Source organism: Janthinobacterium sp. UMAB-56, from assembly GCF_900095265.1.
Lineage (GTDB): Bacteria > Pseudomonadota > Gammaproteobacteria > Burkholderiales > Burkholderiaceae_D > Janthinobacterium.
Map to the genome: position 1 here is coordinate 14,207 of NZ_LT607662.1, position 9,381 is coordinate 23,587.

The window sequence follows — 9,381 nt, forward strand, 5'->3', positions numbered from 1 at the left end:
GCCACCTTGAAAGCCAGCCTGGCAGCCGATGCTGCCGACACCACGGCACCGTATACGGCGCTGGCCGGCACGCAGTTCGGCGTCGATTTCAATCCCGTCGCCGACCGCCTGCGCATCGTCAGCAACACGGGACAAAGCCTGCGCATCAATGTCGATACGGGCGCCACCACCACGGATGGAGACATCAACGGCGGCGCGGCCGGCAGCGCCATCACGGCGGCCGCCTATACCAACAGTTTCGCCGGCACGGCCAGCACAACCCTGTTCGTCATCGACGCTGCCAACGCCACCCTGTACACGCAAAATCCACCCAACAACGGTACCCTGGCCGGCGCCGTGCCGCTGGGCATCGCCGCCACGGCGGTGGCCGGTCTCGACATCGATGCGCGCACCAATACGGGCTACGCCGTCATGACGGTGGCCGGCGTGCGCAATCTGTACACCCTGAACCTGGCTGCGGCCACGGCGCCAGCGACCCTGGTGGCGGCCATCGGTGTGACGGAAGAGTTGCGCGGCATCGCCTTGACTCAGCCGACCGCACCCATCGCCTATGGCTTGACGGACGATGGACGTATCGTCACCTTCAAGACGGCCACGCCGAATACCCTGGACGCCAACGTGGCCGTCACCGGCCTGGCGTCGGGCGAGCGCCTGCTGGGCTTTGACATCCGTCCCAAGGATGGCTTGCTGTACGGCATTTCCTCGACGGGCCGTATCGTCACGATCGCCCCGGCCACGGGCGTCGTTAGCGTCAAGGCGACCCTGGCGGCCGACGCGGCCGACACCAGCGCGCCCTACACGGCCATCGCCGGCACGGTTTTTGGCGTGGATTTCAACCCGCTCGCCGACCGCCTGCGCGTCATCGGCAACACGGGGCAAAACCTGCGCATCAATGTCGACACGGGCGCCACCACTACCGATGGCACCATCAACCGCGCCGGTGCGGCGCCCGTCGTCACGGCAGCGGCCTATACCAACAGCTTTGCCGGCACGGCTTCGACCATGCTGTTCGATATCGACACGGCCAGCGCCACGCTGGCCCTGCAAAGTCCGCCGAATGACGGCACCCTGGTCAATGTGGGCCCGCTGGGCGTCGCGGTGATGGGCGACGTCGGCTTCGATATCGCGGGCGGCGCCAACGGGCTGGCGCTGGCGGTCCTGCGCACGTCGGCCAACGGCCCCAGCTCCCTGTACCGCATCGACCTGGCGACGGGCGCGGCGGTGCTGAGCGGCGGCGCGGCCACGCCGGCCCTGTCCGCCATCGGCAACGGGGCGGTGGGCTTGACCGATCTCGCCATCGCGCTCAAGTAAGCGAAGAGGCCGCAGCTTTGCTTGGATTCAATAGGTCCAGCATGCTGGAATTGTTGTTGACATTCACAGGCTGCGGCTTACTAGACGACCGGTCAGATTTTTTGCTATACTGGCCGCATGAGCAAAAAATCCTCCGCTGACATGCGCCAGCACCTGATCGATATCGCCAAGGCCTTGATGGCCGGGAAAGGCTACACGGCCGTGGGCCTGGCGGAACTGGTGGCGGCGGCCGGCGTGCCGAAAGGTTCCTTTTACTATTATTTCAAGTCGAAGGAAGAATTCGGGTTAGCCTTGCTCGATGACTATTTCAGCAGCTATCTGCAGACGGTCGACGCCTTGCTGGCGGGGCCAGGCAATGCCCGTGAGCGCCTGCTTGCCTATTTTGACTATTGGAGCGCGACGCAGGCAAGCAGCGCGCCGCAAGGCAAATGCCTGGTGGTCAAGCTGGGCGCCGAAGTGTGCGACCTGTCGGTGGACATGGGCGCCGTGCTGCAGCATGGCACGGGCGCCATACTGGAACGCCTGACACAATCGGTGGAAGCGGGCCATCTTGACGGTTCCGTGGCGGCGACGACGCCGGCGCGCGTGCTGGCCGAATCCCTGTACCAGCTGTGGCTGGGCGCTTCCCTGATGGTCAAGGTCGCGCGGAACGGCAGGCCTTTCGACGTGGCCATGTCGACCACGCAGCGGCTGCTGTCGTAGCCGTTTTTTTTAATCAAAAACTAGACGACCGGTCAGTTATTTCCGGTCTTTCTTGCACAACATGAAAGAAATACGATGACCGAGCAGCATGAAAGCGATTTGTTCGCCCCCGTCCATCTGGGGGCGCTGGCCCTGGCCAACCGCATCGTCATGGCGCCGCTCACGCGCAGCCGCATGGGCGACGATGGCGTGCCGCATGCCATGCACGCCGAGTATTATGCCCAGCGCGCCAGTGCCGGCCTGCTCATCAGCGAGGCGACGAATATCTCGCCCCAGGGGCGTGGTTATGCCTTGACGCCAGGCATCTGGTCGGATGCCCAGGTGGATGGCTGGAAACTGGTCACCGATGCCGTGCATGCGGCGGGCGGCAAGATCGTCTGCCAGCTGTGGCATGTGGGGCGGTTTTCGCATACCAGCCTGCAGCCCGATGGCGCAGCGCCCGTTGCGCCTTCCGCCATCCAGGCCGAGGGCAGCACGTACACCGCCAGCGGCATGCAGCCCGTGTCCATGCCGCGCGCGCTGGAGACGCTGGAAATCGCCGGCGTCGTCGCGCAGTACGTGCATGCGGCCGAATGCGCGCTGCGCGCCGGTTTCGATGGCGTCGAGGTGCATTCGGCCAATAGCTACCTGCTCGACCAGTTCCTGCGCGATTCAACCAACCGGCGCACGGACTCTTATGGCGGCAGCATCGAAAACCGTGCGCGGCTGACGCTGGAAGTGACGCACGCCGTGGTGAAAGTGTGGGGCGCGTCGCGGGTCGGCATCCGATTGTCTCCCGTGACGCCCGACGCGGGCAACACGCCGGTCGACAGCGACGTGATGGCCACCTATGGCTACCTGATCGAGCAGTTGAATCGCCATGGACTCGCTTATCTGCACTTCGTCGAGGGCGCCACGGCCACCTCGCGCGATGTGCCAGCAGGCGTCGACCTGGACGCGCTGCGCGCGCTGTTCAACGGCCCCTACATCGGCAACAACCATTACGACTTGTCACTGGCGCTGGCGCGCCGCGCTGAGGGCAAGGTCGATGCGGTAGCGTTTGGCCGTCCTTTCATCGCCAACCCGGATCTGGTGGCGCGATTGCGCCATGGCGTGGCACTGGCCGAAGCGCCGCGCGAGGCATATTACGGCGGGGGCGCCAGCGGCTACACCGACTGGCCCACGAGCTCGTACTGATTTCTTTTTTTACCCACCCAAGGAGCGCAACATGAACAACACCACTTATGTGCAGGATTACCAGGCGATTGTCGCCGTGCTGAATCAATACAATGCGGGCGGCGCGCAGGCCGACAGCAGCATCATGCGCCCGGCGTTCAGCAGCCAGGCCAGCATTTTCGGCGTCGATGGCGAAGATAAACTGACGGGCGGGCCCATCGAAGGCTTGTTTGAGATCATCGACAGCGCCTTCCGGCCATCGCCGCAGGCGCAGGCGGCCATCGTGCGCGTCGATATCGTGGGCACGGCGGCCAGTGCGCGCGTCGATACGGACGATATCTCGGGTTTCCGCTTCACCGACTTTTTCAATTTGCTCAAGGTGCAAGGCGAGTGGACCATCGTCAGCAAGATCTATCACACGCACGCGGGCGCCTGACGCACATGCGGATACAGGGGCGCCAGATGCTGTATCGTGTGGCGTCCAGCATGCGGGGAGAATGTATGAAATTACTACTGACAGGCGCCACGGGCCTGGTGGGCCGTGAAGTGCTGCGCCTGGCGCTGGCGGATGCGCGCGTCAGCAAGGTTGTGGCGCCGGCGCGCAAGGCCTTGCCGGCGCATGCGAAACTGGAAGCGCCCATCGTCGATTTCGATCACTTGCCGGCGGACGCGCCCTGGTGGCAGGCAGACGCCGTCATTTGTACCCTGGGCACGACCATGAAGGTGGCTGGCACGCGGCAGGCGTTCTCGCGCGTGGACCACGATTATCCGCTGGCCGTGGCGCGCCTGGCGCTGGCGGCGGGCACCCGCACCTATGCGCTCAATTCCGCCGCCGGCGCCAACGCGGCATCGCGCTTTTTCTACAACCGCGTCAAGGGCGAGCTGGAGCGCGACCTGGAAGCGCTGGGTTTTGTATCACTCACGCACGTGCGCCCCGGCTTGATCGGTGGCGAGCGCGACGTGGCCCGGGCGGGCGAGGGCGCCGCCTTGCGCCTCTTGCGCGTGCTGGGTCCCGTGCTGCCGCGCCGCTGGCGCATCAATCCGGCGCCGCGCATCGCCAGTGCCTTGCTGGAAGCGGCGCTGGCCGCCGCCCCAGGCGTGCATATTGTGACCTCGGAGCGCCTGTTGTGACGGGCGCAGCCGACTGATTTTTTGTTCCGTTCCTGAAAGTGCACACAATGCAGACAGTACGTTCTTACCAGGCCAGCGACCGCGACGCCTGCCTGGCCATCTTCGACGGCAATACGCCGCGCTTTTTTGACCCATCGGAACGCGTGGGCTTTGCCGTCTGGCTGGAAGAGTCAAAGCAGCCGTATCTGGTCATCGAGCATGACGGACGCATCGTCGCCTGCGGCGGCCATGCGCTGGATACGGGCGGCACCGTCGCCAGCCTGTGCTGGGGCATGGTGGCGCAGGATCTGCATGGGCAGGGACTGGGCCGCGTGCTGACGCAGGCGCGCCTGGACGCGATCCGCGCCATGCCACAAGTGGCCAGCGTGCGCATGCATACCAGCCAGCACACGCAGGGTTTCTATGCACGCTTCGGCTTTGAGGCATTCCATGTGACGCCGGACGGCTTCGGGCCCGGCATCGACCAGTGGGATATGCGCCTGTCCCTGAAAAGGAGGGAGCCTGAGTATGCTCATATCGCCCCGGTGCCGCTGGAAAAAGCCTATCGCCTGCTCAATCATGGCCCTTCCATCCTCGTCTCGGCGCGCCACGGCGGCGTGGCCAATGTGATGGCCGCCGCCTGGGCCTGCGCCCTCGATTTCGCGCCACCGAAACTGACCGTGGTGCTGGACAAGGCCACGCGCACGCGCGCCCTGGTCGAGGGGAGCGGCACGTTTGTCATCCAGGTGCCGACGGCGGCGCAGCTGCAACTGACGCATGCCGTCGGCACGCACAGCCTCGACGCGCAACCCGATAAACTCGCGCGCGCCGGCGTGCAGCTATTTCACATGGATGGCTTTGATTTGCCATGCGTGGCGGGTTGCTCCGCCTGGCTGGCCTGCCGTTTGATCCCCGAGCCGCACAATCAGGATCGCTATGACCTGTTCATCGGCGAAGTGGTGGGCGCGTGGGCCGACACGCGCGTGTTCCGCGACGGGCACTGGCATTTCGAGGAGGCCGACCCAGCGTGGCGCAGCCTGCATTACATCGCCGGCGGACGCTTTTATGCGATCGGCGAGGCGCTGGACGCGCAGACCTGATCAGTCGAGGGCGATGACCCTGTCGTTCGGGCCGGGCACGCAGCCGTCGGCGATGGCTTCCCAGCCCCGGTGCACCACCACCTGCTTGCCATCGTGGCAGATTTCCACGCGTTCGCTGGCGGGCAGGCGCTGGCGCGCAAACGCTTCCAGGCTGGCCGGCAAGCTCACTGCCAGCTGCATCGTGCCGATGGCTTCCGGCGGGTGGTCGTCCATGTGCACCAGGGGCACGAAGATCGAACCGAGCATCAGCCAGCGTGCGCCCACGTCGACAGGGGCGGGCACATAGGGCGCGGCGCGCAGCCAGTCCTGGGCGCGGGCGCGCAAGTCGCTGCCTGCGGCCAGCTCACCCCAGGCGGTGGCCAGCAATTCCACCACCCACTGATTGCAATTCTGGTATTTCAAACTGAAGGCATACGCGTTGGCGCTGTAGCGGCCCGCCAGCAATTGCTGCACCCGCACGGGGTCGAGCAAGGCGCCGCGCAGGGGCGGCACGGTTTCCGCCGGCAGTTTCACCAGCGAGATATAGCCTAGAGAGGGGTTGTTCGTGCCCATGGCGAAACCGGCCGTGCCCTGGTCGAAGATGCGCGGGCGGCCTTCATCGCAGGCGTAGTACAACTGGCGCGCGGACCAGCCATTGTCATTGTCGTGGCGCCAGGCCAGCGCCGCGTGCGAATAACGGATGCCGAAGCGGGCCAGGTCCAGGCCGGAACGGCTGATCAGGGCCACGCTGCCTTCGCTGGCGGCCAGTTCTTCGCGCACCACGGCGGCAAAGCGCAAGAGCCGGTCCTGTTCCGTGGCCGTGAGTTCCTGCGCCCGGTCGCAAAAGCGCGCGGAGGCCATCGAAGCGCCCGCATGGGCAGTGCCTGCCAGGACGAGGGCGGCACAGCCGGCCAGCAGCCGCAGGGTCACAGCCAATATCAGAGGCTGACGGGACGCGTGGCCATTTCGCCGTACCAGTCGTCGGCCAGCACCAGGAAGAAGGCGGCGCGCGTGTCATTGCGCGAAAATTCGATGCCGTAGGCGCGGTTTTGCGCATGCACCATGTCGCCTTGCGCCAGTTGCTGCTTGTCGAGCGCCGCCTGCGGCAAGTCCAGTACCAGCGGCGTTGCCGTGGCATCGGCCTGCATGGTCAGGCGCGTCATGCCGGCGCGGTCCGGCACGGCGGCCACGTCGATGATGCGGTAGGGGCCGTTGGCCACCTTGTTGTCGCGCGAGGAGCTGTTGCTCGAACCGTTGAGCGAATCGGAAATGCTGCCGCTCGACTGGGAGCCGGCGCTGGAGGCCGAGGAAACGAAGCTGTCGGCATTGGCGTTGCACGCCACGGTCAGTGCTGCGGCCAGGCCGAGCATGCGTAAGGAGATAGTCAAGGCAGTTTTCCAGTGGACATCGATGAAAGCGGGCCGGGTCCATCCCAGCCCGCGCCATCATAGCAGATCGGCCTTTAACTGAGCAGTACCTCGATCAGGGCCTTCGCTTCGGCCGACGGCTGCGTGCGCAGCACCTGCAGCACGGGATCGTGCTCAAGGTAGGCTTGCAGCGGCGCGCTGACGGTGATGCTCGCTTGCGGCAGCGGCGAGGGCACGGGCGCCAGCGCCTTGGCCAGCAGCAGGGTGTCGCGCAAGCCTTCGGGCGGCAGCATGATGGTCGAACCTGGCAAGGCATTGACGGCATCGGCCACCGGCTGCGGCACGCCCAGCTGGTGCATCAGCGCGCGGCCGATCACTTCCAGCGTGGACGCCATCTGCGTTTCCAGCTGGGCGTACAGGCCCGGGGTCTTGTCGGCCTGGGCCAGCAAATAAAAACCGGCCACTTCATGCACGATGCCGGCGAACAGGGCCGTATCGGCATCCGTGTGCGTGACGGCGCCTGCCAGCGCATGCGCCAGCGCTGCCACGTGCACGGTGTGCGTCCACAGCTGGGTGGCGCGCACGCGCAAGGCTTCGTCGCGGATGCCCGCGTTCAGCTGGCGGATCACGGCCGCCGTCGCCAGCGCATACAGGTTGCGGTGTCCCAGCCGCTCGACGGCGGCGCGCACGCTGGTGATGGCGGGCGCCTGGCCGGGCGAGAACAGGGCCGAATTGGCCAGCGCCACGGCGCGCGCCGACAAGGTCGGCTCGCACAGCAGCAGCCGGCTGATGTCGGCCGAGTGGCAATCCGGGTTGGCCAGTTCCTTTTGCAGGAGCAGGGCCGTGTTGATGCTGGTGGGAAAGGCCAGGGTTTCCGTTTCGGCGCTGGCCAAAAGTTGTGCCAGGCTGCTGAGCGTGTTGACGTGCATGGATAGGGGAGCGAGAAGTAGCAATGCTCCATCTTATCAGGCTATCCGGCCCGCATGGTGTCCGCCAGCCGTTTCAGCCATGCGCCTGGGCGGGGGGGCAAGCTGTTGCGCGGCGTTGCCGAGGTGGGCAGTGTCAGGGTAGCAGCAATGCATGCTGGCTGGCCGTGTGAAAATCGCGCCAGACGCGGTTGATGGTGCTGTCTTCGCGGGTCGCGTACAGGCCGCAGTACGGATACAGGCCATCGACGGCGGCGCGGCAGACGGCCACCAGGGCCAGCGAAGCGGCCTGCACGGCTTGCATGGCGCCCTCATCGAGCGCCGCGCCGCCGTCCACCGTTGCCCAGCTATCGTCCAGCACGGCGTAAAAGAGGGTGCGGGCGGCGGCGAAGGCGTCTTTCCTGTCTTGCAGCATGGTCGCCACTTCCGCCACGTCCAGCAGGGGCAAGCCGGCGCGCGCATGGCGACGGTGGCGCATGCATTCTTCGGCCAACGCCATGAAATGGCTGGCCATGCCGGCCACGTTGGCGGCCAGGGTCACGTAGGCGAGTGAATAGAACGGATAGCGGTACAGGGGGCCGTCGGCCGTCGCGGTGTCGGCACTGATGGTAAAACCATGTTCCTTGCTGAGCCACTGGCCCTCGATGCGGTAGCTGTGCGAAGCGCTGGCGCGCATGCCGATGCTGTTCCATGAGGGCAGCAGCTGCACCAAGGCGGCTGGCACGAGAAAGGCGCGGATGCGCGGCTTGCCATCTGCATCGAGCAGGGGTTGGCCAGCGCGCTGCAGCCGGGCGTTCAGGGTGAAGTGGGTGGCCATGGGCGCGCCGCTGGCATAGTCCCAGCTGCCCGTGATGCGGTAGCCGTCGCCGTCTTCCTCCGCGTACCCGGTGGCTGCGCCGCTGCCGCCAAGGCAGACGCGCGGCGTGCCGATGATGCTGCGCGCCATGCCGGGCGCCAGAAAGCCGGCGAACCAGCCGGCGCCCGCACACAGGGTCAGCACCCAGCCCATGCTGCCATCGACGGCGGCCACGGCTTCTTCCAGGCGCACCACTTGCGGCAAGGGGAGTTCCGTGCCGCCCGCGCTGCGCGGCGCCAGCATCGTCAGCCAGCCGCGCCGGTGCAGCAAGGCTTGCTGGGCCGGATGCAGGAAGCGTGCGGCGTCGGCCGCCGGCGCATGGCGCGCGATGCGGCGCGCGTCGCGTGCGGAAAGGGTCTCAAGGGCAGCGTGCGGCATGGGCAAAGTCCGGCAATGGCAAAAGCGGGCATTTTCGCACAGCGCGGCGTGGCCGGGCCGGCGATCGCCTGTCTGGGCGCCAGTGCGGCGCGCCGCCCATGGCGGCAGTGGTGGCCGGGAAGGCGTTTTTGCCGCATCATGGAGGCGGCATGTGCCATCCACCTGGAGCGTCACCATGAACGCATCGGCTGCGACGCAAACGAAGCGCTGGCAAGATGTCAGCGCCGGCCTGTCGATCGCCGGCCTGCTGCTGCCGGAAGCGGTGGCGTATGCCAGTATCGGCAACCTGGCGCCCCAGGCGGGCATCCTGGCACTGTTCGCGGGCTTGCTGTGCTATGGCGCGCTGGGCACGAGCCGCTTTGCCATCGTGTCGGCCACGTCGTCATCGGCCGCCGTGCTGGCAGCGGCCATGGCCAGCATGCAGGGCGGCACGGCGGGTCACCGCCTCATGCTGATGGCGGGACTGGTGATGTTGACGGGCGCGTTTTTCCTGCTGG

Annotated in this window: 11 protein-coding genes and 1 pseudogene; 8 read left to right on the forward strand and 4 right to left on the reverse strand. The window is 66.4% G+C overall.

Annotation, left to right across the window (positions count from 1 at the left end; translation table 11 throughout):
• The 7 genes and pseudogenes from K0F85_RS19565 to K0F85_RS28930 all read left to right on the forward strand — a co-directional run.
• A partial coding sequence (locus K0F85_RS19565; RefSeq protein ID WP_257572894.1) for a DUF4394 domain-containing protein occupies positions 1 to 1,311 on the forward strand: 1,311 nt, incomplete at its 5' end.
• A gap of 117 nt (positions 1,312 to 1,428) precedes the next feature.
• Positions 1,429 to 2,013: a TetR/AcrR family transcriptional regulator gene (locus K0F85_RS19570; protein ID WP_219117621.1), complete on the forward strand. Its 585-nt coding sequence runs from the start codon at positions 1,429 to 1,431 to the stop codon at positions 2,011 to 2,013.
• Positions 2,014 to 2,088: 75 nt separating this feature from the next.
• Positions 2,089 to 3,189 carry an alkene reductase gene (locus tag K0F85_RS19575; protein ID WP_219117622.1) on the forward strand — a complete coding sequence of 367 codons (1,101 nt, stop codon included), beginning with the start codon at positions 2,089 to 2,091 and terminating at the stop codon, positions 3,187 to 3,189.
• A 31-nt stretch (positions 3,190 to 3,220) separates the two neighbouring features.
• Positions 3,221 to 3,604, forward strand: a complete 384-nt coding sequence (locus K0F85_RS19580; RefSeq protein ID WP_219117623.1) for a nuclear transport factor 2 family protein — start codon at positions 3,221 to 3,223, stop codon at positions 3,602 to 3,604.
• A gap of 65 nt (positions 3,605 to 3,669) precedes the next feature.
• Positions 3,670 to 4,299 (forward strand): NAD-dependent dehydratase, encoded by a 630-nt coding sequence (locus K0F85_RS19585; RefSeq protein ID WP_219117624.1) that lies wholly within the window; start codon positions 3,670 to 3,672, stop codon positions 4,297 to 4,299.
• A 47-nt stretch (positions 4,300 to 4,346) separates the two neighbouring features.
• Positions 4,347 to 4,772: pseudogene (locus K0F85_RS28925) on the forward strand (GNAT family N-acetyltransferase); the annotation flags it as partial.
• Positions 4,773 to 5,378 carry a flavin reductase family protein gene (locus tag K0F85_RS28930; RefSeq protein WP_257572921.1) on the forward strand — a complete coding sequence of 202 codons (606 nt, stop codon included), beginning with the start codon at positions 4,773 to 4,775 and terminating at the stop codon, positions 5,376 to 5,378.
• On the opposite strand, the gene K0F85_RS19595 is transcribed toward K0F85_RS28930, so the two are convergent.
• The 4 genes from K0F85_RS19595 to K0F85_RS19610 all read right to left on the reverse strand — a co-directional run bounded on the left by K0F85_RS19595 (position 5,379) and on the right by K0F85_RS19610 (position 8,884).
• Positions 5,379 to 6,293: a DUF2145 domain-containing protein gene (locus K0F85_RS19595; RefSeq protein ID WP_257572895.1), complete on the reverse strand. Its 915-nt coding sequence runs from the start codon at positions 6,291 to 6,293 to the stop codon at positions 5,379 to 5,381. It lies immediately after the preceding gene.
• A 2-nt stretch (positions 6,294 to 6,295) separates the two neighbouring features.
• Positions 6,296 to 6,727 carry a hypothetical protein gene (locus K0F85_RS19600; RefSeq protein ID WP_219117731.1) on the reverse strand — a complete coding sequence of 144 codons (432 nt, stop codon included), beginning with the start codon at positions 6,725 to 6,727 and terminating at the stop codon, positions 6,296 to 6,298.
• Between the two features lie 92 nt (positions 6,728 to 6,819).
• Positions 6,820 to 7,617, reverse strand: a complete 798-nt coding sequence (locus K0F85_RS19605; RefSeq protein WP_257572896.1) for an HDOD domain-containing protein — start codon at positions 7,615 to 7,617, stop codon at positions 6,820 to 6,822.
• A gap of 169 nt (positions 7,618 to 7,786) precedes the next feature.
• On the reverse strand, positions 7,787 to 8,884 hold the full coding sequence (locus K0F85_RS19610) for an acyl-CoA dehydrogenase (protein ID WP_219117626.1): 1,098 nt from the start codon (positions 8,882 to 8,884) through the stop codon (positions 7,787 to 7,789).
• Positions 8,885 to 9,059: 175 nt separating this feature from the next.
• On the opposite strand from K0F85_RS19610, the gene K0F85_RS28935 reads away from it, so the two are divergent.
• On the forward strand, positions 9,060 to 9,381 hold a 322-nt coding region (locus K0F85_RS28935; protein WP_257572897.1), incomplete at its 3' end, for a SulP family inorganic anion transporter.